At 70.8% G+C, this 23,375-nt stretch carries 21 protein-coding genes; 11 read left to right on the top strand and 10 right to left on the bottom strand.

Going from position 1 to position 23,375, the window contains the following annotated elements; all coding sequences use genetic code 11:
- Positions 1-184: 184 nt before the first annotated feature.
- The 3 genes from HUO13_RS24170 to HUO13_RS24160 all read right to left on the bottom strand — a co-directional run bounded on the left by HUO13_RS24170 (position 185) and on the right by HUO13_RS24160 (position 4,272).
- Positions 185-2,548: an ATP-dependent Clp protease ATP-binding subunit gene (locus HUO13_RS24170; RefSeq protein ID WP_211897355.1), complete on the bottom strand. Its 2,364-nt coding sequence runs from the start codon at positions 2,546-2,548 to the stop codon at positions 185-187.
- A 305-nt stretch (positions 2,549-2,853) separates the two neighbouring features.
- Positions 2,854-3,423, bottom strand: coding sequence for a type 1 glutamine amidotransferase domain-containing protein (locus tag HUO13_RS24165; protein WP_211897354.1), 570 nt, complete (start codon positions 3,421-3,423; stop codon positions 2,854-2,856).
- A 144-nt stretch (positions 3,424-3,567) separates the two neighbouring features.
- A complete protein-coding gene (locus HUO13_RS24160; protein ID WP_432757767.1) occupies positions 3,568-4,272 on the bottom strand; it encodes an aspartate/glutamate racemase family protein in 705 nt (234 codons plus the stop codon).
- Between the two features lie 167 nt (positions 4,273-4,439).
- Here HUO13_RS24160 and HUO13_RS24155 point away from each other — a divergent pair, with 167 nt between their 5' ends.
- From HUO13_RS24155 to HUO13_RS24125, 7 genes are all read left to right on the top strand, one after another.
- Positions 4,440-5,135 carry a type 1 glutamine amidotransferase domain-containing protein gene (locus tag HUO13_RS24155; RefSeq protein WP_211897353.1) on the top strand — a complete coding sequence of 232 codons (696 nt, stop codon included), beginning with the start codon at positions 4,440-4,442 and terminating at the stop codon, positions 5,133-5,135.
- Positions 5,136-5,403: 268 nt separating this feature from the next.
- Complete coding sequence (locus HUO13_RS24150; RefSeq protein ID WP_211897352.1) at positions 5,404-5,550, top strand: hypothetical protein; 147 nt, start codon at positions 5,404-5,406, stop codon at positions 5,548-5,550.
- A 102-nt stretch (positions 5,551-5,652) separates the two neighbouring features.
- Entirely contained in the window at positions 5,653-6,537 is an 885-nt protein-coding gene (locus HUO13_RS37675) for an SRPBCC family protein (protein WP_249123998.1), read from the top strand.
- Positions 6,538-6,664: 127 nt separating this feature from the next.
- Entirely contained in the window at positions 6,665-6,880 is a 216-nt protein-coding gene (locus HUO13_RS24140; protein WP_211903108.1) for a hypothetical protein, read from the top strand.
- 155 nt (positions 6,881-7,035) lie between these two features.
- Positions 7,036-7,707: a TNT domain-containing protein gene (locus tag HUO13_RS24135; RefSeq protein ID WP_211897351.1), complete on the top strand. Its 672-nt coding sequence runs from the start codon at positions 7,036-7,038 to the stop codon at positions 7,705-7,707.
- Between the two features lie 28 nt (positions 7,708-7,735).
- Positions 7,736-8,071, top strand: a complete 336-nt coding sequence (locus tag HUO13_RS24130) for a hypothetical protein (protein WP_249123997.1) — start codon at positions 7,736-7,738, stop codon at positions 8,069-8,071.
- Positions 8,072-8,382: 311 nt separating this feature from the next.
- Positions 8,383-9,354 carry a YihY/virulence factor BrkB family protein gene (locus tag HUO13_RS24125; protein ID WP_249123996.1) on the top strand — a complete coding sequence of 324 codons (972 nt, stop codon included), beginning with the start codon at positions 8,383-8,385 and terminating at the stop codon, positions 9,352-9,354.
- A 21-nt stretch (positions 9,355-9,375) separates the two neighbouring features.
- Here the strand turns inward: HUO13_RS24125 and HUO13_RS24120 are convergent, their stop codons facing one another.
- From HUO13_RS24120 to HUO13_RS24100, 5 genes are all read right to left on the bottom strand, one after another.
- Positions 9,376-10,539, bottom strand: coding sequence for an NAD(P)/FAD-dependent oxidoreductase (locus HUO13_RS24120; RefSeq protein ID WP_211897349.1), 1,164 nt, complete (start codon positions 10,537-10,539; stop codon positions 9,376-9,378).
- Positions 10,540-10,550: 11 nt separating this feature from the next.
- Positions 10,551-11,990, bottom strand: coding sequence for a sodium:solute symporter family protein (locus tag HUO13_RS24115; RefSeq protein ID WP_211897348.1), 1,440 nt, complete (start codon positions 11,988-11,990; stop codon positions 10,551-10,553).
- 28 nt (positions 11,991-12,018) lie between these two features.
- A complete protein-coding gene (gene solA / locus HUO13_RS24110; protein ID WP_211897347.1) occupies positions 12,019-13,152 on the bottom strand; it encodes an N-methyl-L-tryptophan oxidase in 1,134 nt (377 codons plus the stop codon).
- A 182-nt stretch (positions 13,153-13,334) separates the two neighbouring features.
- Complete coding sequence (locus HUO13_RS24105; RefSeq protein ID WP_249123995.1) at positions 13,335-14,057, bottom strand: GntR family transcriptional regulator; 723 nt, start codon at positions 14,055-14,057, stop codon at positions 13,335-13,337.
- Positions 14,058-14,194: 137 nt separating this feature from the next.
- On the bottom strand, positions 14,195-14,620 hold the full coding sequence (locus HUO13_RS24100) for a MarR family winged helix-turn-helix transcriptional regulator (RefSeq protein WP_211897345.1): 426 nt from the start codon (positions 14,618-14,620) through the stop codon (positions 14,195-14,197).
- A gap of 67 nt (positions 14,621-14,687) precedes the next feature.
- Between HUO13_RS24100 and HUO13_RS24095 the strand changes: the two genes are divergently transcribed.
- From HUO13_RS24095 to HUO13_RS24085, 3 genes are all read left to right on the top strand, one after another.
- Positions 14,688-15,131 carry a PaaI family thioesterase gene (locus HUO13_RS24095; protein WP_211897344.1) on the top strand — a complete coding sequence of 148 codons (444 nt, stop codon included), beginning with the start codon at positions 14,688-14,690 and terminating at the stop codon, positions 15,129-15,131.
- Between the two features lie 104 nt (positions 15,132-15,235).
- On the top strand, positions 15,236-15,907 hold the full coding sequence (locus HUO13_RS24090; protein ID WP_211897343.1) for a haloacid dehalogenase type II: 672 nt from the start codon (positions 15,236-15,238) through the stop codon (positions 15,905-15,907).
- A 241-nt stretch (positions 15,908-16,148) separates the two neighbouring features.
- Positions 16,149-17,471: an MFS transporter gene (locus HUO13_RS24085; protein ID WP_211897342.1), complete on the top strand. Its 1,323-nt coding sequence runs from the start codon at positions 16,149-16,151 to the stop codon at positions 17,469-17,471.
- A gap of 49 nt (positions 17,472-17,520) precedes the next feature.
- On the opposite strand, the gene HUO13_RS24080 is transcribed toward HUO13_RS24085, so the two are convergent.
- Positions 17,521-18,807 carry a hypothetical protein gene (locus tag HUO13_RS24080; protein WP_211897341.1) on the bottom strand — a complete coding sequence of 429 codons (1,287 nt, stop codon included), beginning with the start codon at positions 18,805-18,807 and terminating at the stop codon, positions 17,521-17,523.
- A 199-nt stretch (positions 18,808-19,006) separates the two neighbouring features.
- Positions 19,007-20,164 (bottom strand): beta-ketoacyl synthase N-terminal-like domain-containing protein, encoded by a 1,158-nt coding sequence (locus tag HUO13_RS24075; protein WP_211897340.1) that lies wholly within the window; start codon positions 20,162-20,164, stop codon positions 19,007-19,009.
- Positions 20,165-20,615: 451 nt separating this feature from the next.
- Here HUO13_RS24075 and HUO13_RS24070 point away from each other — a divergent pair, with 451 nt between their 5' ends.
- Entirely contained in the window at positions 20,616-23,360 is a 2,745-nt protein-coding gene (locus HUO13_RS24070) for a sensor domain-containing protein (RefSeq protein ID WP_211897339.1), read from the top strand.
- The last annotated feature ends 15 nt before the right edge of the window (positions 23,361-23,375 follow it).

Here is a 23,375-nt window from a genome sequence, read left to right as displayed (position 1 = left end):
TCGCGTGGCAGGCGTTCTCAGCTGCCTCCGAGTCAACGCTCCTGCCGTGCCGGCAGAGGCCGTGTTGACGGGATGGGTACGCCGCGGGCGGCGAGTTTGACGCCCTGCGGACGCCGCGAGCACAAGTCCGCCGCACCGGGGCGGTCCCGGTGCGGCGGACTCGGTGTGGTGCCGCTCGCTCGCGTCAGCTGTCGGAGCCGGCGAGGTCGACCGGTGGGGCGTCGGGCACCAGCGACGGCTTGGTCTCACCGCGGAAGGTGAAGTGGGCCTTGTCGTCGGAGCCCTCGCCGTCCCAGCCCTCGACGTCGACGATCACGATCTGGCCCGGCTCGATCTCGCCGAACAGGATCTTCTCCGAGAGCCTGTCCTCGATCTCGCGCTGGATGGTCCGGCGCAGCGGCCGGGCCCCCAGCACCGGGTCGAACCCGCGCTTGGCCAGCAGCTTCTTGGCCAGCGTGGTCAGCTCCAGCGACATGTCCTTGCCCTTGAGGGCCTTTTCCACCCGCGCGCCCAGCAGGTCGACCATCTGGATGATCTCGCCCTCGGTGAGCTGGTGGAACACGATCACGTCGTCGATGCGGTTGAGGAACTCCGGCCGGAAGTGCTTCTTCATCTCCTCGTTGACCTTGCTCTTCATCCGCTCGTAGTTCGACTCGGAGTCGGTGCCGGCGGAGAAGCCCAGGCCCACGGCCTTGGAGATGTCCTGGGTGCCCAGGTTCGAGGTGAAGATCAGCACCGTGTTCTTGAAGTCCACCGTGCGGCCCTGACCATCGGTCAGGCGGCCGTCCTCCAGCACCTGCAGCAGGGTGTTGTAGATCTCCTGGTGGGCCTTCTCGATCTCGTCGAACAGCACCACCGAGAACGGCTTGCGGCGCACCTTCTCGGTGAGCTGACCGCCCTCCTCGTAGCCGACGTAGCCCGGAGGGGCACCGAACAGCCGCGAGGCGGTGTAGCGGTCGTGGAACTCGCCCATGTCGATCTGCACCAGCGCGTCGTCGTCGCCGAACAGGAACTCCGCCAGCGCCTTGGACAGCTCGGTCTTACCGACACCGGACGGGCCGGCGAAGATGAACGACCCCGACGGCCGCTTCGGGTCCTTGAGCCCGGCACGGGTGCGCCGGATCGCCTGCGAGACCGCCTTGACCGCGTCGTCCTGGCCGATGATCCGCTTGTGCAGCTCGTCCTCCATGCGGAGCAGACGCGTGGTCTCCTCCTCGGTGAGCTTGAACACCGGGATACCCGTCCAGTTCGCCAGCACCTCGGCGATCTGCTCGTCATCCACCTCGGACACCACGTCCAGCTCCTCGCCGGTCGTGGCGCGGTGGATGCGCATCCGGGCGCCGGCCTCGTCGATCAGGTCGATCGCCTTGTCCGGCAGGAAGCGGTCGTTGATGTAGCGGTCGGCCAGCGTCGCCGCCGACACCAGAGCTTCGTCGGTGAAGGTCACGCGGTGGTGCGCCTCGTAGCGGTCGCGCAGGCCCTTGAGGATCTCGACGGTGTCCTCGGCGGACGGTTCGGCGACCTGGATCGGCTGGAAGCGGCGCTCCAGGGCCGGGTCCTTCTCGACGTGCTTGCGGTACTCCTCCAGCGTGGTCGCACCGATCGTCTGGAGCTCGCCGCGGGCCAGCATCGGCTTGAACAGGTTGGCCGCGTCGACCGAGCCCTCGGTCGCCCCGGCGCCGACCATCGTGTGGATCTCGTCGATGAACAGGATGATGTCGCCGCGGGTCTTGATCTCCTTGAGCACCTTCTTCAGGCGCTCCTCGAAGTCACCGCGGTAGCGCGAACCAGCGACCAGCGAACCCAGGTCGAGGGTGTAGAGCTGCTTGTCCTTGAGCGTCTCGGGCACCTCGCCCTTGACGACCTTCTGCGCCAGGCCCTCGACCACGGCGGTCTTGCCGACGCCCGCCTCGCCGATGAGCACCGGGTTGTTCTTGGTGCGCCGCGAGAGGACCTGCATGATCCGCTCGATCTCCTTCTCGCGACCGATCATCGGGTCGAGCTTGGACTCGCGGGCGCTCTGGGTGAGGTTGGTCCCGAACTGGTCCAGCGTCGTGGCGGTCGCCGCCTGGGGGCGTGCGCCCGCCTCCGCGGGCTCCGGTTCGCTGCCCGAACCCGAGATCAGCCGGTTGACCTCCCTGCGAACCCGGTCGAGGTCCGCGTCGAGCTTGACCAGCACCTGGGCGGCCACGCCCTCGCCCTCGCGGATCAGGCCGAGCAGGATGTGCTCGGTCCCGATGTGGTTGTGCCCCAGCTGCAGCGCCTCGCGCAGCGACAGCTCCAGCACCTTCTTGCCCCGTGGGGTGAACGGGATGTTCCCGCTGGGCGACTCCTGGTCGCCGCGGCCGATGGTCTCCTCGACCTGCCCGCGGACGCCTTCCAGCGAGACGCCCAGCGACTCCAGCGCCTTGGCGGCGACACCCTCACCCTCGTGGACCAGGCCCAGGAGGATGTGCTCGGTGCCGATGTAGTTGTGGTTCAGCGTCCGGGCCTCTTCCTGGGCCAGGACGACCACCCGCCTCGCGCGCTCGGTGAACCTTTCAAACATTCGCACTCCTTGACCGCCGTGCGGTCAACTTCGGCTCCTCGCTGCTGTCAGTCCTCCCCTCAACAGGTCGGTGCGGCCGCTCATTCCAGCGACGGCCCTGGATATGGCGTGTTCGTCATCGGCGAACGGCCGTGCGCCACCACGACATCGCTGGTATACGCACGCCACACCGGCACCCGTGGTGAGGTGGTCGAGGGCACGCGCAAGCTCCGGCCCGCCGAACTGGCGGAGGCGAGCCGGAGCTTGCGATGGAGCCATTGTCAGCCGGCCTGTCGACTCGCGTGCACTGGGCGGGCCCTGGGTCCTCAGGCCCGCGCGGCGGCGCGGTGACGGCCCTCGGCGAATTCCTCGACGATCTTGGCGCAGAACGCGGGCAGGTCATCGGGGTTGCGGCTGGTGACCATGCCCTGGTCGGTGACGACCTGCTCGTCCACGACGTCGGCGCCTGCGTTGCGCAGGTCCGTGCGGATGCTCGGGAACGACGTGACCCTGCGTCCCCGCACCACATCGGCCTCGGCCAGCGTCCAGGGGCCGTGGCAGATCGCGCCGACCGGCTTGCCCGCCTGGACGAACGAACGCACGAAGCCCACGGCGTCGGCGTCGATCCGCAGCCGGTCGGGGTTGATCGTGCCGCCGGGCAGGACCAGCCCGTCGAAGTCGTCGGGCGAGACGTCGGACACCTTCGCGTCGACGGTGAACCGGTCGCCCTTGTCGATGTCGCCGTTCATCGCCTGGATCTCGCCGCCGTGCACCGACACCAGGCTCACCTGGCCACCGGCCTGTTCGACGGCCTGCCGGGGCTGTTCGTACTCCACCTGCTCGAAGCCGTCGGTGGCCAGCACCGCGATCCTGCGGCCGTTCAGATCCGCGGCCACGACATTCACCTCCTCGGTACGGGTGGCAAAACCTTGACGCGCGTTGGCCTACCCAGCGGCGCAAGGGAGAAAACCGCACACCCTGTGAGGCGGCGCAGGTTTTTCTTTCACAGCACGGAACACAGGCGTGGTCGTTCGCCACCGTCATGGCGTGGCCAGTGCCTTGTCGACGGCGGCCTCGACGTGCAGCCGGGTGGTCGGGAAGACGGGGACGGGACTGTCGTCCTGGCTGATCAGCAGCTCGATTTCGGTGCAGCCCAGCACCACGCCTTGCGCGCCCGCGGCGACGAGACGGTCGATCACTGCGCGGTAGGCCGCGCGGGAGGTCTCGGAGACGATGCCCCGGCAGAGTTCGTCGTAGATCACCGAATGCGCCAGAGCCCGATCCTCACGTTCGGGCACCAGCACGGTGAGCCCGTGGCTGGACAGCCGGTCGCGGTAGAAGTCCTGCTCCATGGTGAACGCCGTGCCCAGCAACCCGACCACGTCCAATCCGGCATCCGTGACGGCGGTCGCGGTGGTGTCGGCCAAGTGCAGCAGGGGGATCTCGATCGCGGCCTCGATCTGGTCGGCGACCTTGTGCATCGTGTTGGTGCACAACACCAGGAGGTCCGCGCCGGCCGCCTCGACCTGCTCGGCCGCGCGGGCCAGCAGCGCGCCTGCCTCGTCCCACCGGCCGCCGACCTGCAGCTCCTCGATCTCGGCGAAGTCGACCGAGAGCAGCAGGCAGCGGGCCGAGTGCAGTCCGCCGAGCCGTTCCGCCACCAACTCGTTGGCCAGCCGGTAGTAGTGCGCGCTGGACTCCCAGCTCATGCCACCCAGCATCCCGATCGTCAGCACGGATCCCATGATCGCACGGTGATGGGTGCCGAAGCCGACGATCAACACGGGGTCTCCGCTGGACGCCATCGCCGCGACGCGGGTTGCGAGTGCGCGTGGCGGTCCTACGTTGAGCCGGTAACCGCAGGTGGAAGGCCGGGGTCGTTCGAACCCCGGGAAACGCCGAGGAGCTGATCATGGCCAAGACGAACCGCATCCTGATCGTCGTCACCAGCGTCGGCGAGTACGAGAAGGCCGGATACCGCACCGGGCTGTGGCTGGGGGAGCTGACGCACTTCTACGACGTGGCCGAGCGGGCCGGGTTCGAGCCCGTGATCGCCAGCATCTCCGGCGGGTACGTGCCCCTGGACCCGGAGAGCCTGGCCCACGACGTGCTCCGCGAGCTCGGCACCGACAAGCGCTATGCCGACCGCCAGTTCATGGACAAGCTGAAGGACACCCCGTCCGTGGCGGAAGTGGACGCCGACGACTACGACGCCATCTACCTCACCGGCGGCCACGGGGTGATGTTCGACTTCCCGCGGAGCGAGCGGCTGGCCGAGCTGCTCCGCCGGTTCCACGAGTCGGACAAGGTCGTCTCGGCTGTCTGCCACGGCCCGTGCGGGCTACTCAGCGCCAAGCTCTCCGACGGTGAGCACCTGGTCGGAGGCAGGCAGGTCACCGGGTTCTCCTGGCCGGAGGAGGAGCTGGCCAAGCGCGACCAGGCCGTGCCCTACAGCCTGCAGGACGAGCTGAAGCGGCGCGGTGCGCACTACTCCACCGCCGACACTCCCTTCGCCACCTACGTCCGGGAGGACGGGCACCTGGTCACCGGGCAGAACCCGGGCAGCGCCAAGGCCGTCGCCGACGCGGTGGTCGACCGGCTCCGGTGAACGGCGCGCCGCACCCGCCGGTGCCCCGGAGCTGGTCACGTCTGGGCACGCTCGGCGGGAAACCACCGGAGTGGGTGTCCGATTTTTTCGGTTCCTCCTCTTGTGCAACCCGCCGGTAACCCTGATGGTATCCAGCGGCGCGCTTCTGACCAGGGAAAACGGGGATGGTTCAGTGGCGCTGTCTCGTGGGGCGGTCCTGGCCCCGCGAGAGACCGGGAGCGGGTGGCCGTCGGGGGGCTACCCGCCCCACCCAGCTGAAGGGGCATGCGTGAACGGCATCCGGCGCACCGCACCACCGCTCGCCCACGGCGTCCGAATCTCCCGGCACGGCAGGCCCGGCGCCGGTCGAACGCTGTGGCGAGCGCTGCGGCTGGAACTGCGCGCTCTGACCTCGGGCGGCCGCGTCCGGGCCTGACCCGGTCGGCGCAGCCGTCTCGTGTTCGACGGAGGTGCGCGGCCGGCGGCACACGGGGTGCTCCCACCGCATCCCACCTCGTGACGGAACGAGGTGGTGGTGATGGCTCACCGGGACCGGGGCGCACCCGGAGTTGTCCGGCGGCTTCCTCTCGACCGGCTGAAGTCGGGCGTGCGCGACCTGCTCGCCGCGCTGGCCGAGCGGGCGGTGCGGGCCCTCGTCGGCAAGGCGGAGGACATGGCGGACCGGCTGGCCGAGTCCGCCGAGAACGGTGGTGCGGGGCTCCTCGCCGCCATCACCGGGGCCAGGAAGCTGGCCGAGGGCGCCTCGCCGTTCCGGGCGGCGCTGAGCGCCGCGTTCACCTGGCTCGCGGTGAAGCTCCGGAGCCTGTTCGGCGCGAGGGTGGTCCACATCGTCGAGCACTTCGACGTCGGCCTGCCCGTGCGGACCGCCTACGACCAGTGGACCCGCTTCGAGGAGTTCCCGGGCTTCACAAGGAAGGTCATCGGTGTGGAGCAGCGCGGCGACACCACGGTGGCCTGGAGCGCGATGATCTTCCTGTCGCGCCGGAGCTGGGAGGCGACCATCGTCGAGCAGGTGCCCGACGACCACATCACGTGGAAGACCAAAGGGGCGGGAACCCGCGTCGACGGCACCGTGAGCTTCCACGAGCAGGCGCTGGGGATGACCCGCGTCCAGCTCGTACTGGCGTACCGCCCGCGCGGGTTCCTCGAGCGGACCGCCAACCTCTGGCGTGCGCAGGGCAGGCGGGTGCGTTCGGACTTCAGGCACGTCAAGCGGCACATGATGACCCGCACGATCCTCCGGCCCGACGAGGTCGAGGGCTGGCGCGGCGAGATCCGCGACCGCAAGGTCGTCAGGACCCATGAGGAGGCGATCCGGGAGGAGGCGGCGCCCGGGGCCCGTACCGGCTGGTCCGGGTCACCGCGGTGCCGCGGGCGTGGGGTGCCGGCCGGCGCCCGGTGATGCCGTCCCACGGCCCAGCGGAACGCCGCAGGGCCGAAAGGCCCTGCCGATCACCTCCGCCGTCGCCGACAGTGGAGGTCGCGCCGACCGGTGCGGTGACGTTTCCTGGGGGACGAAGGGGCGGGCGATGGGGGAGAACATTGCTCAGTGGCCCGCGGACCAGGCGTCCCGCCGCAGCGGTTTCGGATTCACCGTGGAGCGCACCGAGCAGGGGTGGCGGCTGACCTACTTCGTCGACGGCCGCCCTTACGCCCGAGTGGGCTACGACACCCGCGAGCAGCTCCGCGACGAGCTCAACGCGCTGTTCCTCGGCACCCACGACCACGTGCTCGGTCTGGGCTGAAGGCCCGACCGCACTTCCAGCCACAGTGGACATTCGCCTTGTGCCGAGCGCCGCGGCGCGTCCCTTCCAGGTGGTCTTGATCCGCACTGCTCAACCCGGCAGTGCGCCGCTGTCGAAGAAGAGGTCGCAAACAACCTTCCCGAAGGGAGTTCCCATTGCGACCGGTTCGCTTCTTCGCGGCGTGGCTGCTGGCCGTGCTCGTCCTTTCCGGCAGCGGTCCAGCGCTGGCGACCCAGCCCGCGCAGGGCGCGTCCGGCAGGCCGCCGGCCGTGGCCGAGCTGCGGGCTCCGCAGCAGTACGTCTGCGGCGACAGCATCTTCGGCCCGGTGGAGCTGTCGTCCAGGCCGCCGTTCGACCGGCTGTTCACCGGCTACGAGCGGCCGACTGACGAGGTCCGGTGCCGGGACTTCCTCGAGACCTGGGGCTACGTCGACGAGCAGGGCCGCAAGCGCTGGACGTATCCGGACAACAACGGTTTCGAAGGTGAGCCTAGGCGGCTCGCGGTCGAGCCCGGCACTCTGCTCGACCGGTTCGGCAACTCCACCGGCGGCTTTCTCGCCCCGGCGGGTGCCCTGTACCGGGAGCGCTCGCTGCCGCCGACCAATCTCAACACCCCGACCGGCGGGCCGCAGCACAACTACCACGTGTACGAAGTGCTCCAGCCGTTCGACGTCGACGCCGGGCCCGCGGCGGCCTGGTTCGGCCAGCCCGGCGGTGGGTTGCAGTACTGGCTGAACCCGGACTACAAGCCGACCGGGGACCTGGCGCCCTACAACGTCGACTACCTGCTGGCCAACGGGTTCGTGCGCGAGGTACAACCGAAGTGACCGGACCGGAGCCCGGGAGGTGGTGGCGGTGAACCGGAGTGAGCTGGTGGCGCGGCTGCGCCGGCTCGGCCTGGACGACGCCGAGTACGTGGTTCCCGGTTACCACGACCTTCCGGGCTCCCCGGAGGAGTACTACTACCTGCGTCCCGGAGGCGGCGGGTGGGAGGTCGGAGTCCACGAGCGCGGCCGGGACCGCCCGAGCGCCACGTTCACCACTGAGGACGAGGCGTGCGGATACCTCCACGACCTCCTCGCGGACCGGGTCGGGCGGGCGGAGCGGGCGCACCCGATGTCGGCCGAGGAACTCCAGGTCAGGTCCGAAGAAGCACAGCGCACCGCGTGGCGCCAGTACCGCCAGTCCTGAGCGCCTGAGCGCCTGAGCGCGGTGGGGCACACGAGTGCACTCGTTTCGACCACATGTATCCGCGCCCTCGCGGGTTCGAACAGGACTCCTGCCGCGGCGGCGATTTCCACGCGCTCACGCCGGCAGTCTCCGTGTCAGTGATCTAGGACACTTCGCCGCAACACGGGGCACGGCTGACCATCCCACTCCCGTGAGCTGTCGGCGTCGGCGCGAGCGCCGGCAGCTCGCCTGGCCTCTCGGACGTCCTGGGAAGGTCAGCTGGACGTTCGGTCGTGCGCTCGGCCTTCGGGTGGGCGGGAAGGGAGCGGCGGGTGCGGGATGCGCAGCTGCGGAGGACCGTGATGTGGCGGCTGGGACGGTGGCGCGCCCAGGTGGAGCGGACCGGGGTCGCCAGGCTGGCGATCGGTGTCGTGCGCACCAGCGCGCGGCACCGGATCACCGGCCTTGCGGGGGAGGCCGCCTTCTTCGCCGTGCTCTCCCTGCCGCCGCTGCTGCTCGGCCTCGTCGGCACCATCGGCTACCTGGGCGATGTCATCGGCCGCGACACCGTCGCCAGCGTCCACGGCGCGATCCTGGTGGCCTCGGCGGCGGTGCTCTCGCCGCAGGGCGTCGCCGAGATCGTCGAGCCGACCCTGGACCAGGTGCTCACCACCGGTCAGGCAGGCATCAGCGTGGTGGGTTTCGCCGTGGCGGTGTGGTCGGGTTCGCGTGCGCTGGGCGTCTACATCGACACCATTTCAGTCCTGTATGGACTCTCCGGCTACCGGGGTCTGGTCCGGCAGCGCCTGATGTCGGTCCTGCTCTACACCGTCGGCCTGCTGGTCGGCATCGCGCTGCTGCCGCTGATGGTCGTGGGGCCGAACGTGCTGATGCACCTGCTGCCCGGGATGGACGCACTGGTCCACGGCCTGTACTGGCCCGCCGTCCTGGTGCTCTCCGCGGCGTTCCTGAGCACCCTGTACTACATGTCGGTCCCGGTCCACACGCCCTGGCGGGAGAACCTGCCCGGCGCCGCTGCCGCCCTGCTCGTCTGGATCGCAGGCAGCGCCGTGCTGCGCGCGTACCTGGCGGTGACGATCCAGAGCAGCCCGTTCTACGGCGCGCTCTCGGCGCCGATCGCGGTGCTGCTGTGGCTGTACGTCACCGCGCTGGCGATCCTCATCGGCGCCGCGATCAACGCCGAGCTCGACCGCCTCAACCCGGCCCGCACCACGGCGCGCACCCGCGCCGAAGCCGAAGCGCGCGGCGACGCCGGGCAACCGGCGGCGGCCGGGCCGGGCTGACCGTCCACGGCTCGTCGCGCATCACTGCTGGCCCGCGAAGCGGGCGGGCCGCAGGGGTGGGAGGTCGGCGCGGCCCAGGAGACGGTCAGGGCGGAAGTCGGTGAGGGCGTCCACCGGCCGGCCCGTGGTCAGTTCCTGGGCTGCGAGCCTGCCCAGCAGCGGGCCGAGGGTGATGCCGCTGTGGGTGGCCATGGCGTAGATCCGGTCGCTGCCGCCGAGGAATCCGGCCGCGGTCAGGCCGTCGGCGGGCATCGCTCGCTGACCGACGCGCAGGGACTCCAGGCGCGCGCCGGCCGTGCCGTCGAGCAGGCCGGTCAGCCGGGCGCACAGCTTCCGAGCGTGTTCGCCGTCGGCCGGTGGCGGTGCCGCCGGGTCGGCGTCGGCGTCGAGGTCGAGTCCCTGGACGACGAGCCGGCCGCCGCCGTCGGGGCGGACGTTGAGCGCCGGCGTGGTCAGCACCCGGTGCAACCGCGCCGGCAGCGGATTGGTGTAGCCGAGGAGCCCCACGGTCGCCGAACCCGCGACGTCGGGTGGGGCCATCGCCACCCGGTGCCCCGCGGCGGCGGTCACCGCCTCCGTCCAGCGCCCGGTCGCGATCACCACCGCGTCGAACACGGTCGCGTCGCCGCCCGAAAGCGAGACGCGAACACCTCCATCCACTTCGGACAGACCGGTCACCTCCGCCGGGCAGCGCAGCCGCGCACCGCGGTCGCGCGCTTCGCCCCACAGCCGGGCCAGCAGCAGCGCCGGTACGACGTGGCCTTCGGTCGGGTAGAAGGCGATGTCGGTGGCGGGCACCCGCAGGTCCGGGACGAGCTCCCGAGCGCGCCGGGAGCCGATCCATTCGACGGGGTAGCCGCGGCCGGTCAGCTCGGCGACGGATGCGGCGAGCCGTTCGGCGCCCGCGTCGTCCTCCGCCCATTCGAGGTTGCCGGTGCGTGCCAGCCACGGCCCGCACGGCCCGGGCTCCTCGGCCAGCGCGTCGTGCTCGGCCATGCCCGCGACGTTGAGGTCGTGGTAGGAGCGGGGGTTCTTGTTGTGCGAGTTGGTCCACGCGAACGAGGTGCCGGAGGTCCCGGCGAGCGGGGCGCGGCGTTCGAGGACGGTCACGTCCGCGCCCGCGAGGGCCAGCGAGCGCGCGGCGCTCGCACCGAGCACGCCCAGTCCGATCACGGCGGTTCTCATCTGAAATCCAGTCAAGCTTTCCTCACCACTTCACCGTAGACGTTCTCGGTGCGTCCGCCTGGCGTGGCGAACGCGACCGCCAGCAGGACCACGGCGGAGGCCGTGATCCCGTACACCGCGTAGGGAACCGTCATGTCCAGCACATGCGCGACCGCGCAGCCCGCGAGGCCGGCGAGCATGCCCGCGATCGCCGCCGCCGGGGTGAGCCTGCGGTGCCGGTGCAGCAGATATCCGAGGAAGATCGGCGCGGCCAGTGCGGAGGCGGAGTAGGCGTAGGTGGCCACCAGCCAGGTCAGCGCCTTCGGGAACAGGATCGCCAGCACGGCCGCCAGCACCGACACCGCCACGGTGATCGCCCGCGACAGCTGCACCGCCTGGCGCTCCTCCTGCGCTTTGCCCGCGATGTTCTGGTAGACGTCGCGGGTCAGGTTGGCGACGACCGACTGCAGCGCGGCGCCGGTGGTGGACACGATCGTGGAGACGAGGAAGGCGCCGAATACCACCAGCAGCCAGCTCGGCAGCTGCGTCAGCAGCCAGCCCGCGGCGTCCTCCTCGTTGGCCAGGCCCGGGTTCATCGAGTGCACCGCGAGCCCGATGCATCCCGCGTAGACGCCGCCGATCAGCATCGCCAGCCCGGACAGGCCGAGCCCGCGGCGGGCGTCGGAGACCTTCTTCGTGGCGAAGACGCGTTGGTAGTAGAGCTGGTTGGTGAGCGTGCCCGGCAGGATCGCCGCGACCCACAGCCAGATCTGGTCCCAGCCCGCCGCGGTCAGGCCCTCCCAGCTCCACAGGCGTTGCGGCACCGTCGCGGTGATGTTGCTCCAGCCGCCCGCCAGGCTGACCGCGTAGGTCGCCACGCCCAGCGACATGGCGATCATGAAGATCCCGAACACGAAGTCGGTCCAGGCCACCGAGGTCAGGCCGCCCGGCAGCACGAACAGCAGCGAGGCCACTGTGATCACGGCGATGAGCACCGTCGTGGGCAGCCCGGTCAGCTGGCCGAACAGCTGCGCGAACGCCACGAACTGCGTCGCCAGCCAGCCGAAGGGCACCACCAGCGCGGCCAGCGCGGCGATCGCGGTGACGAGCTTGTTCTCGCCGAACAGCCGGGTGACGATGTCGGGAACGGTGGTGAACCGCTGCTCGCGCAGCCACTTCGCGATCAGCATCAGCACCAGGAAGCCGACCAGCACGCAGCCTTCGTAGATGAACACCGACCAGCCCGACCGGTACCCGATGCCGACGTGGGCGATGAGCACGCCGCCGCCGGTCGCGGTGGCGAACTGCGTGATGACCACGACGACCAGCGGCAGCGACTCGCCGGCCGACAGCCAGTCCGCCGAGCTCTTCGCCTTGCGTCCGAAGTAGACCGACATCGCCACGCCGAAGCCGATCACCAGCAGGCTGGCGACGATGATTCCGGCTATCTGACCGGTGGAACCAGTGGGCATGGTTGCCTCCATGGGTGTGCGGGCGGGATCACGGCAGCTGTCTGCCGGGGGCGAGCCGGGTGATGTCGTGGCCGGTCGCGCCACGCAGGGCGAGGTCGGCGCCGATCTCGCCGAAGACCGGCGCGAGCTTGAACCCGTGGCCGGAGAAGCCGGTCATGACCGTGGCGTTGCGGTGGCCGGGCAGCGGACCGAGCAGTGCGTGCTCGTCCGGGGTGAAACCCTCGGCGAACGTGGCGATGCGGATCGGGTGCGGGGTGGTGCCGGGCAGCAGGCGTGCCGCGGCGGCCGAGGCAGCCCGGGCGAACTCCGGGTCCGCACTGCGCGGCAGCCCGCCGGGATCGTCCAGCACCGGCCATCCCAGGTGGTGCGGAACGATCTTGACCGCGACGCCGTCCAGCACCGGGAAGCAGGAGAAGCCCGCCTCGCGGTGGCGGCGCACGGCGATGGGCAGCCGGTCGGGCCGGTGCGCGGCGGTGTCGCGCACGGCGAACCAGCACGCGGTGATCAACCGGATCTCGACCGGCAGCGTCTTCAACGGCTCCAGCCGCCGGGCCCACGGACCGGGCGCGAACACGACGTGGTCGACATCGAAATCCCTGTCGCCACTGGTGATTCTCCAGCCGTTGCCGGTTTCGCGGACGCCGTCCACGGGGTGGTAGGGCAGCACCGATGCGCCGGCTTCCTCCGCCGCGCGCAGGGCCGCCTGCACCGCCGGCTCGGGGCGCAGCACCCCCGCGGCCGGATCCAGCACCATGACCTCGTCGTCGTCGACCCGGTGCTGAGGGAAGCGGCTGCGCGCCTGCGCGGCGTCGAGGACCTCGTGGTGGAGGCCGTGCTCCTCGGCGCACGCCCGGACGGCGCGGACGTCGGGATGGTCCGGTCGGCCGATGGTGAGACCACCGCACATGGTGAGCAGGCTGGTCGCCGTCGTGCTTTCCAGCTCCCGCCACAGATCACCGGACCGGCGCAACAGCGGGACGTAGTCCGGGCCTTCCTTGTAGATGGTGCGGAAGATGCGGGACTCACCCGCGGAGGCACCGCGGTCGTGCCCGGGTGAGTAGGTGTCCAGGGCGGTCACCTCGGCTCCGCGCCGAGCCAGCCGCCAGGCGGTCATGGCGCCGACGACGCCGGTGCCGACCACCGCGACGCGCGGGTGGGTCATGCTCACTCCTGTTCTGCGGAATGGGGCGCAGGGAATTGCGCCCGATGCCGGAATGCGGAACGGGTAAGGAAAATCCGGCGTCCTCGCCACGGTTCGGTAGCGCGGTCGCGAGAGGTTCGCCGACGTGGCGGGTCAAGTAGGAACCGTCAGCGGAGAAACGGAACCCGGGTGGTGCGTCTCGGTCAGGTGTGCGGTTTGGACAGCACGGACTGCTCGATGAAGAACTCGACGAGGTCGGGCCGGATGACGTGCCACATCGCCTCGGCCAGCTCGCCGCCGGTGAGCCAGGTCAGCCTGCGCAACCGGATCACGGCCTGTCCCGGCTCGGTGCGCAGCCGGGCGGCGGTGGCGTCGTCGAGCAGGATCGGGTCGACGTACACGCGGGACTTCGCCGCCGGAATTCCCTTGCGGGCGAAGTAGTCGTGCACCGTCAGGTGCGCCAGGTCCTCGTCGGACAGCCGTGGTGCCAACGCGAACGGGATCGCGGCGAGCTCGACGGCGATCGGGTTGTCGTCGCTGTCGAACTTGAGCCGCCGCAGCTGGTGCACCGGTGTGTCGTCGGGGACGCCGGGCAGGGCGACCTCGGCGTCCTGGGCGGGTACCACTTTCGCGGACTCCACGGCGTGCCTGCCCGGGATCTCCGGGCCCCGCAACGTGGGGTTGACCAGGCGCAGCAGGTTCTCCTGCCGGGCGCCCTCGGCGACGAACGTGCCGCGCCGCCGGTGGCGCTCGACCAGCCCGGCATGGGCCAGTTCCGTCAGGACCCGCTGCGCGGTGGCCCGGCCGACGGAGTAGCGCCGCTGCAACTCGGCCTCGGTGGGCAGCCGCGCACCCGGCGGCAGCGCACCGGACTGGATCTGCTGCTCCAGTTCGGTGCGGATGCGCAGGTAAGCGGGAACTGCCACGAGCAGGAACATAGCTTCGGGCGCAATTGCCGGTCAATAGTCAATTCGACCGGTCAAAATCATCGGAATTGAATGGTCCACTCGAATGGCCCAGGCGGAATTGCCTGCCGTGCGGAGTGCTCGGAATGGACTTGTTTTCACGGTCGCCAGCGGGCGAGCTTGTCCAGGGCGTCGGCGGTACTCGCGAAGCCGCGGTCGCCGAGCAGATCGCGCAGTTCGGCGTTGAAGCGGTCGATTTCCGGGCGTGCGGCGCGGAGCGCGGCGGCGCCGGTGCCGGACAACTCCAGCACCACGGCGCGGTGTTCGCGCGGATGCGGCGTCCTGGTGACGAGTCCGGCCGAGACGAGCCGTCCGACGAGCGCGGTCACCGCGGATTCGCGCGACCCCAGCACGCGGGCGAGTTGCTGCTGGGTGCTGCCCGGCCGGTCCTGCAGTGCGAACAGCGCGCCGAGTTGCGCGGTGGTGACTCCCGCGGAGTCCAGACAGCGGCGGTCCGCCGCGGTGCGCAGCTGGTGCGCCGCCTTCTGCAGCAGGAAGAACAGGCGCTGGTCGGGCTCGGCCATGCGCCGATCTTGACAGATGACGGCACGTGGCGCCATTCTCACTTCACCATTGAAGTGAGGTGGAGTCGTGAGCGTTGCGGACCTGGCGACCGCGCGGCGGCTGCTGGCCGCGCAGCCCTTCAGCGTGCTGCTCGGCGCCCGCCTGGTCACCTTCGGCGACGGCGCGGCGACCCTGGAGCTGGACATCCGCGACGACCTGCGCCAGCAGAACGGGTTCGTCCACGGTGGAGTGCTCGGCTACGCGGCCGACAACGCGCTGACCTTCGCCGCCGGCGCCGTCGTCGGATCACGGCTGCTCACCGCCGGATTCACCATCGACTACCTGCGTCCCGCCGACGGTTCGGTGTTGCGCGCGCACGCGCAGGTCGTGCGGGCCGGGCGGATCCGGGTAGCTTGCCGCTGCGATCTGTACTCAGTGGACGGTGGTGGCGAGCAGACGTTGTGCGCGGTGGCGCAGGGCACCGCGATCACGGTGGGCGCGGCGGCCGAAGCCGGCGAGCAAGGCATCTGATCCGTTCCGAGCCGCCGAACCCGGTCTTCGGCCCGCGGCAAGCGCTGACGGGTCCCGTCGGGGTAGCCTCCGGGGGGTCGGTGAGTGCCTGCTCGGAGGGGAACATGCCCGCTCGTCCCCGCGTGGTCGCGTTCGACGTGGTCGAGACGCTCATGTCGCTGGAGCCGTTGTGTGGCCGGTTCGCCGAGGTGGGGCTCGCGCCGGAGCTGGTGCCGCGCTGGTTCGACCGGACGTTGCGCGACGGCATGGCGCTGACGCTGGCCGGTGACTACGCGACGTTCCCGGAGGTGGGCGCGTCGGCGTTGCGGACGCTGGCCGCCGGCTCGCTCGACGAGGACGCCGTCGCGCACGTCATGGGGGGCTTCGCCACGCTGCCCGCACAGCCTGACGCCGAGCCCGCCATGCGGGTGCTCTCCGGCGCCGGGATCACCGTGGTCTGCCTGAGCAACGGCACCGCCGAGACGACGACCGGGTTCCTCGAACGCAGCGGCCTGTCCGGCTACGTCGAGCAGGTCATCAGCGTGGCCGACGTCCGGAGCTGGAAACCGCCGCGGCGCGTGTACGAGTACGCGCTGGAGCTGACCGGGTGCTCCGCCGGCGAGGTCTTCCTGGTCGCCGTGCACGCCTTCGACTGCCACGGTGCCAAGCGCGCAGGGCTTGGCGCGGGGTGGGCGGGCAGGCTGGAAGGGCACTACGCCGAGGTGTTCACCCCGGCCGACGTCGTCGGCCGCGACCTCGTCGAGGTCGCGAGCCGGATCGCCGCGTTGCCCCGGTAGCCCGCACCGCGCCTGCGCGTCGTCACCCACATCCGCACCGGCGCTCGCGCCCGCGCCCGCGCCCGCACCCACACCCGTGCCTGCGGCGGGGGACACCGGACGCCGGGCGGCGCCTTCCACTTTTCGGTTCGCGTGGTCTTGTCGTGCGGTCTCGCGGTGGCTACTGTGCTCGAAACCTTACACCGTTAGTTTCCGATTCACGGAAGTTCCGCATCGGCTCCTCGCCGAAAGGTGCGCCCAGATGACTCCTCCAGGCACGAGCGCCCGGCGCGTGGCGTTCGCCAGCCTCATCGGCACGACGATCGAGTGGTACGACTTCTTCATCTACGGCACGGCCGCGGCACTGGTCTTCAACCAGCTGTTCTTCCCCGACTTCGATCCGATCGTCGGCACGGTCGCCGCCTTCGCGACCTTCGCCGTCGGGTTCCTGGCCCGGCCGATCGGCGGGGTGCTGTTCGCGCACTTCGGCGACCGGCTGGGCCGCAAGCCGATGCTGATCGCCTCGCTGATGCTCATGGGCTTCGCGACCCTGCTCATGGGCCTGCTGCCGACCTACTCCCACATCGGGGTCTGGGCGCCGGTGCTGCTCACGCTGCTGCGCTTCGCGCAGGGCCTCGGCGTCGGCGGTGAGTGGGGTGGTGCGGCGCTGATGGCCGTCGAGCACGCACCGGAGGGCAGGCGCGGCTTCTACGGCAGCTGGCCGCAGGTCGGTGTCCCCGCCGGTCTGCTGCTGGGCAACCTGACCTTCTCGCTGATCTCCTCGACGGTCTCCGAGGAGCAGTTCATGGCCTGGGGGTGGCGGATCCCGTTCCTGTGCAGCGCGTTGCTGATCGGTGTCGGGTTCCTCATCCGGCTCAAGATCGCCGAGAGCCCCGTCTTCAAGGAGGCTTCGCAACGGGCCCAGGAGACCCGTGCCGAGAGGATGCCGGTGGTCGAGGTCCTGCGCAGGCACCCGCGGACGATCCTGCTGGCCGCCGGTTCGTTCCTGGCCACCAACGCGACCTTCTACGTCGGCAGCACGTGGATCGTGGCCTACGCGACGAAGCACCTCGACTACGAACGCACCTCGGTGCTCAACGCCAACTCGTTCCTGGCCTTCGTCGACATCCCGCTGATGATCGCCTTCGGGCTGCTGTCCGACCGCATCGGACGCAGGCTGATGTCGCTGGGCGGCATGGCGGTGCTGGCGCTGTTCGCGGTGCCGTACTTCATGCTCGTCGACAGCGGTTCCATCGTGCTGTTCCTGCTGGGCGGCATGGTCGTGCAGGCATGCCGGACCGCGGTGTACGGGCCGCAGTCGGCGTTCTTCTCGGAGCTGTTCAGCACGAGGCTGCGCTACAGCGGTGCCTCGCTGAGCTACCAGCTGGCCTCGATCCTCGGTGGTGGCATCGCGCCGATGATCTGCACCGTCCTGTATGGAGCGACCGGGTCGTCGATGGCGATCGCGGCCTACGTCGTGGTGCTGTGCCTGATCTCGTTCGTCTCGATCTACCTGCTGTCGGAGACCTACAAGCGGGACCTGACCGAGGAACCGGCCGGGACCGCCGCGGGCGCCGGGGGCTGAGAAGCGGGTGCGTACGCCAGACCGCGTGGCGTACGCACCCGTCCCGCCGTCAGCGGCGCTTCGGGTAGTCGATGACCTGTCCCTGGTCGGGGTGCCACTCGACGAAGCCGCCCTCGAACTCTCCGGCCCTGCCCTGCGGGATGTCGTGCTCCTCGCTCACCGGATAGCCGAGGTAGGAGCGCTCCCAGCCCAGTTGCGACCACCGGACGCGGATGCCGCCGTACACGGCGTGGGCATCGGTCTGGGGCGTCCAGTAGATCGACGCACCGCCGGTGCCGGTGAAGTGGTTGAAGCGGCCCCGCCCGTCCGGTGTGGGCAGCTCGTCGGTCGTCGGGTAGCCGAGGAACCCTTCCGGGCCGCTGAGCTCGGCGTAGCGCTGCGCGATCACGCCCTGCACCGAGTGCGCCGCCGTCCGCGGGCTCCACACGATCGCCGCGGGGAACGTCCCGTCACCGCTGAACTCGTTGTAGCGGCCGAGTCCATCCGATGTGGACAGCTCGTCGGTCGTCGGGTAGCTCAGCGGACCGCGTTCCCAGCCGGTGGCGGCCCACTTGTCCCGGATGGCGCCCAGCACCGCGTTGGGCCCGGTCGGCTGGGTCCAGTAGATCGACGCGTCCTCGCGCTGCCCGCTCGGGGTGAGGAAGTGGTTGTAGGCGCCGAAGCCGTCCGGCGTGGTCCTGGTGTCGGTGGAGGGGTAGCCGAACCCGGCGTCCTCGCCGATGTCGCGGAAGTGCTCCAGGATCCGGCCCTGCACCAGGTGCGCCCCGGTGCGCGTCGACCAGTAGATCGCCGAGTGGATCACGCCGTCGCGAGTGCGGAAGTCGCTGTAGCGGCCCCCGCCGCTGCTGGCCGTCTCGTCGGTGATCGGCACCCCGAGCACGGCGTGGCCGCCCAGCTGCAGGAGGCGGCCGTAGATCGAGCCGTGCACGACCTTCACGCCGGTCTCCGGCGTCCAGTAGAACCGGCCGTGCGTGAAGTCCTGCCAGCGCAGGCCCTCGTCCTCGACGACCTCGGCTCCGGCGGGTTCACCGACCGCCTGCCGTTCCTGTTCGGACATCGACTCGTAGCGCTTCTGGATCTCACCGTCGCCCGGGTCGGCGACCTCGCCCGCGGGCTCGGCGGGCGCCACCGCGGCATCACCCGGTGACTCGGCGGGAGACGAGGTCTCCGCATCCGGTGACGTCGTGGAATCCGGTGACTCCGCCGGTTCCGACGTGTCCGGTGTTGTGTCCGGCGCGGAGCCGCCCGGCTGCTGCGGCTGGGCGGCCGGTTCGAAGGCGCCCGGCGTCACGGCCGTCGTCCCGGTTCCGGCCGCGGCGGGAACGGCCGTGGTCAAGCAGACAACCGTCGCCGTTGCGGCGACGCACCCCAGAAGTTTCCTGACTTTCACTGCGACCCCTTTCGGTTCGTCACCAAGGGATCGTCGTTCCGGCCGGAAAGGTTGCCCGCCGCAGGCGGTTCTTTTCGGGCCGCACGCCAGGGATCGACCGGGTCGGTTCGCGGCCGCGCGCACCGCGCGGAGTGCGCCCGGCCGTTCACCGATCGGCGGGTGCGAGCACGACCGCGGAGTTGTGCCCGCCCAGGCCGAGGGACGACTTCAGCGTGAGCCCGTCGGCCTGGGTGGTCGGCCCGTCGAGCAGCCGCGGGTGCCCCTCGGCCACCGTCGGCGGGGCGGGGATGACCCCGCGGTCGTATCCGAGCGCGGCCGCGGCGACCTCCACCGCCGACGCCGCGCCCATGCAGTGACCGGCCAGCGGCTTGACCGAGTACAGCCGGGCATCGGCCGGGAGCAGCTCGTCGAAGACACCGCTCTCGGCGCGGTCGCACTGCCGGGTGCCGGGCCCGTGGGCGTTGAGGTAGCGCACCCGCGAGGGGTCCGCGCCCGCGTCGGCGAGCGCCTCGGTGAAGCACCGGCGCAGTTCGGCCGCGTCGGGGGCGACCGAGGTGACGTGGTGCGCGTCGTGCGACATCGCGCCGCCCAGGACGCGGGCGTAATGGCCGCTCCCGCCGCTGGAGAGCACCATCCCCACCGACGCCTCGCCCATCACGAAGCCGCGGCTGCCTTCCTGGAAGGGCCGGCACGCCTGCAGCGGCTCGGCGTCGGTGATCGCGACCCCCAGCCGTTCGAAGTGCAGCACGGTCTCCGGTGTGGAGGACACGTCGGTGGCCACGAACACCACGTCGTCGACCACGCCGGCGTCGAGCCACGCCTTCGCGGTGAGCAGGCCCGCGTTGCCGGACGCGCACGTCGCCGAGACGTTCATCGCGGGTCCGTGGAAGCCGAACTCCTGCATCAGCATCGACACCGGGGTGGAGGGCATCAGCGCGAGGTAGTCGCGAACCGGCACGTCCCCGGCCCGCCTGCCGTAGAAGTCGTTCCAGGAGGGCAGGTCGCCGAGCACGGCCGCGTGCAGCAGGCCGACCCGGCGCCCGGGACGCCACCCGCGTTCCTCGGCGTCGGTGATCGCCTCCCGCGCGGCGGCCCGCATCGCCTTGGCGAAGCGGCTCGGCCCGTCGGCCTCCTCACCGCCCTCCGGGACCTTGGCGACCCAGGCCGTCCGGTCCCGGCCGGGTCCGTGCCCCTCGACTGGAGAGGCGGCGACCTCGCCTGAGACCAGGCCGTTCCAGAAGGGCTCGCGGCCCCAGCCGTAGCCGGTCACCGCGCCGATGCCACCGATTCCGCAATGCTGCACGATCGTCTTCCTCCGGGGGAGCTTGGCGGAGGCCGCGTCCCGCCCGGCGCGCCTCGGAATGGGCCGGGGGCCGTCGCGGCCCCGCCGACCTGCGTCGCCGGGCCTGCGCTGCGAATCGCGGACGAGGCCCTGCTTGCTCGTCAGAGTGAAGAATGCCCCGAGATTTTAGCTACTCGTTGTGAATGCGCTCTCCTTTGTATAACCCGAACGAGTGTATTTTGGTTCTGAAATTCTTAGGGCTCGACTACAGTCGGTGGCTTTTTCCTTCTGTTCGTGCAGGCGGGGCACGGAGTGCAGGACTCCGGACTCGGCGCCGCGGTCCGAACGGTTGGCTACCGTTGCCGGTGGGAACCCGTGGACAGGTCAGGTGCGGGAACCCGAACCGGTGATTTGCGCGTGATCGACGCACCCGTTCGGCGATCGGGGTGCGGGAATCTTCATTGGACGGATCATGGAAGTGGATCCAGGCGGCGAGATCCGGAGCGGTTCCGGTCTGGATCGCGAGTTCTTGGACCTCGCGTTGTCCATGCACGGAGCCGTCCGGTGGACCTACGACTTCGCCACCGATGAGGTCACCTGGGCCGAGGGGATGGACACCCTGCTCGGCGCGGCGGGTGCCGAGCACGCCGAGGTGCGCCGGCGGCTGCGCGGGCTCGTCGAACCCCTGGTGGTGTCGGCGCGGACGACGCCGCTGTGGCAGGACTTCGACCTCGAACAGCCCGTGGACACCGTCGAGGACGGCCAGCGGCTGCTGCACTTCCACGCCCGCGCGCACGGCGAGGGCACGCACACCAGCGGACTCATCGGTCTCGCCCGCAACGTGACAGGCGCCCACCGGGACCGGCAGGCGCTGAGCGACCTGGCCGACCGGTACCGCCTGCTGGCCGAGCTCAGCCCCGACGCGATCTGCGTGCACCAGGACAACATCATCCGCTACGTCAACCCGGCGATGGGGACCATCCTGGGCGCCCAGTCGCCCGCGCAGCTGCTCGGCCGCCCGGTCACCGACTTCGTGGCGCCGGACTCGATCCCGCAGATGCGGCGGCGGATCAGGTCGCTGGAGTCCCCGGGCACCGCGACCCCGCGGGCCGAGGCCGAGCTGCGGCGCATCGACGGCACCACGGTGCCGGTCGAGCTGGTCGCGGTGCACACCACGTGGGAAGGCAGCTCGGCGGTGCAGGTCGTCGGGCGCGACGTCAGCGCCCAGAAGGCGGCCGAGGAGACGCTGCGCTTCCAGGCGGCCCTGGTCCAGCACGTCAGCAACGCGATCATCGCGACCGACCGCCACGGCATCGTCACCAGCTGGAACCCCGCGGCCGAGGCGGTCTACGGGATAGCCGAGGACGAAGCGCTGGCACGGCACGTCGCCGACCTGGTCGGCGCGCCGCTGCAACCGCAGGAGCTGGTCTCCAGCGGCGGGGTCACCGAGGCCCTGCACCGGCGCAGCGACGGCACCGCGCTGGTCATCCGGATCTCGGCGGCGGAGATGGACAGCGGCTTCGTCCTGGTGTGCGCCGACGAGACCGCGCGGCGGCGGGCCGAGCAGGACTTCGCCACCGTCGTCGCGGCCCTCGACGAGGGCGTGGTCGTGGTGGGCCCGTCCGGTCTCATCGAGTCGGCGAACCCGGCGGCGCAGCGCATCCTGGGCGCCCCGGCGTCGCAGATCGTCGGCTCCCGGCCCACGTCGTGGCCCACGTTCGACGAGAGCGGCGCCGCCATGCGACCGGAGGAGCAGCCCTCCAGCCTGGCCCAGTGGACCGGGCGACCGGAGAACTCCCGGGTGGTCCGCCTGGTGCGCGCGGACGGGCACAGCGTGTGGCTGTCGCTGACGTCGCGCTCGCTGACCCCGCAGGACCGGCCGCCGCACATGGTCGTCACCTCGTTCACCGACATCACCGACAGCCGGGCCGCCCGGGAGCGCCTGGAGTACGAGGCCACCCACGATCCGCTGACCGGACTGGCCAACCGCACGCTGGCGCTGCGGCACCTGGCGGTGTCGCGGGACCGCACCCGCGCGATCGCGGTGCTGTTCATCGACCTGGACAACTTCAAGCTGATCAACGACTCGCTGGGCCACGGCGTCGGCGACGACGTGCTGCGGATCGTGGGCGAGCGGCTGTTCCGCACCTCTCGGGAGGAGGACCTGGTAGGCAGGCTCGGCGGGGACGAGTTCGTGGTCCTGGTCCACGACGAGAGCGACGACGACGTGCTGCGCGAGCTGGCGACCGGGCTGCTGGCCGCCCTGACCGAGCCGATCGACGTGCAGGGCAGGCAGCTGCACGTCAACGGCAGCATCGGCATCGTGCTCTCCCGCCCGGGCGACACCCGGGCCGGGCCGGAGCTGCTGCGCGACGCCGACGTTGCCATGTACCAGGCCAAGACCCGCGGCGGCGGGCGCTACGAGTTCTTCGACGTCGAGCTCCGCGAGAGCATGCAGCGCAACATGGTGCTGGAGCAGGACCTGCGCCACGCCGCGCAGCAGGACCAGCTCTGGGTCGCCTACCAGCGGGTCGTCGACCTGCGCACCGAGAACACGGTGGGCGTGGAGGGCCTGCTGCGGTGGACGCACCCGGTGCACGGGACGGTCTCGCCGGGCGAGTTCATCCCGCTGGCCGAGCAGAGCGACCTGATCAACTCCATCGGCGCCCACATGCTGCGCATGGCGACCCGCCGGGTCGCCGCCGAGCGCGAACGCCGCGGCGAGGACCTGCGGCTCAACGCCAACCTCTCACCGCGCCAGCTCGACGACCCCTACCTGCAGGTGCTGGTGAAGCAGGCGCTCACCGACGCCGGGCTGCCCGCGCACGCGCTGTGCCTGGAGGTCACCGAGAACGCGATCATGCACGATCCGGCGGCGTCGGCGCGCGTGCTCAGCTCGCTGCGCGAGCTGGGCGTGCGGCTGGCGATCGACGACTTCGGCACCGGCTACTCGTCGCTGGCGCAGCTGCGCAGACTGCCGCTGGACACCCTCAAGATCGACCGGTCGTTCGTCACCGACCTGGACTCGTCGGAGGAGCTCCGGGTCATGATCAACAGCATCGTGGCCATGGCCCATGCGGTCGGGCTCGACGTCGTGGCCGAGGGCGTGGAGACCGCGCGGCAGCTCGACTTCCTGGGCGAGGTCGGCTGCGACCAGGCGCAGGGTTTCTACCTGGGACGTCCCGAACCGATCGAACGGCTCCGCGACCACTGGTGACACCGGTGGCGCGGC

The sequence above is a fragment of the Saccharopolyspora erythraea genome, assembly GCF_018141105.1.
GTDB lineage: Bacteria > Actinomycetota > Actinomycetes > Mycobacteriales > Pseudonocardiaceae > Saccharopolyspora_D > Saccharopolyspora_D erythraea_A.
The sequence above is the reverse complement of the archived record's forward strand: the minus strand, read 5'-3'. Positions and strand labels throughout refer to the sequence as shown.